This is a genomic window from Campylobacter sp. P0109, assembly GCF_002138755.1.
Taxonomy (GTDB): domain Bacteria; phylum Campylobacterota; class Campylobacteria; order Campylobacterales; family Campylobacteraceae; genus Campylobacter; species Campylobacter devanensis.
On the sequence record NZ_MJKK01000019.1, the window covers coordinates 1 to 787 of the forward strand.

Consider the following 787-nt stretch of genomic DNA (forward strand, 5'->3'; position numbering starts at 1 on the left):
TTCATATATTTTAAATTTACTGAAGCTTGAGCATAACCAGTTGATGCATTAGCAGCGGTTATCATAGCGTCACCAGCAGTAAAACCAGATACTAAGGATATACCACCTAAACCAACTTTAATATCTCTAGCATCTTGGCGAATAAATGTGATTTGACCTAAATAAACCGTACCAGCCGAATGCGCATCTCCAGCTAATGAAGCACCCGTTTTAGCACCAAATACAGTAGTAGCACCAGTAGATGTTGAACCAAGTCTAATAGCTCTACCATCTTTAGCAGCTAAAACTAGTCTACCATTTTCTAGGCTTGCTTCTACTCCGGTTTCATCTTTTTTAGCGTTAATTGCACCGATTAGAGCATTGTCAGAATCATTAGCTTTTACGGTAATATTACCGATTTTTACACCATTAATCATAAAATCTTTAATTGTACCAGCAACAATTGCTTGGCCAAATATTTGCGTATTATTAACTTCAGCTCTTATACCAGTTTTATCGCTTACGCCATTCATCATTTCAGCTACAGCTTTTAAACCATCTGTTTGTAATGTTTTTGCGCTAATAGTTTGAAATACATAACCACCCGGATATCCATCGATTCCGCTAAGTTTTACAACCGCATCTGCCATTTGAGAAATATTAGAAGCTACCACATTTTTTAGCGTCTCAAACCTAGTATGCCCAATTGTATTTGAGTTTGTAGCACCTATGCTTACTTTAGCTGTTTCATTACTATAAGCACCAATTTGGAAGTTTTTGTTTGAAAAATTTCCATTTAGTAGCTGTT

The 787-nt window shown here is 36.2% G+C and carries 1 protein-coding gene; it reads right to left on the minus strand.

Annotated elements, in window-relative coordinates; genetic code table 11:
• The coding region (locus CIGNP109_RS08280) for a flagellin hook IN motif-containing protein (protein WP_272887919.1) at window positions 1–787 on the minus strand (787 nt) is incomplete at both ends.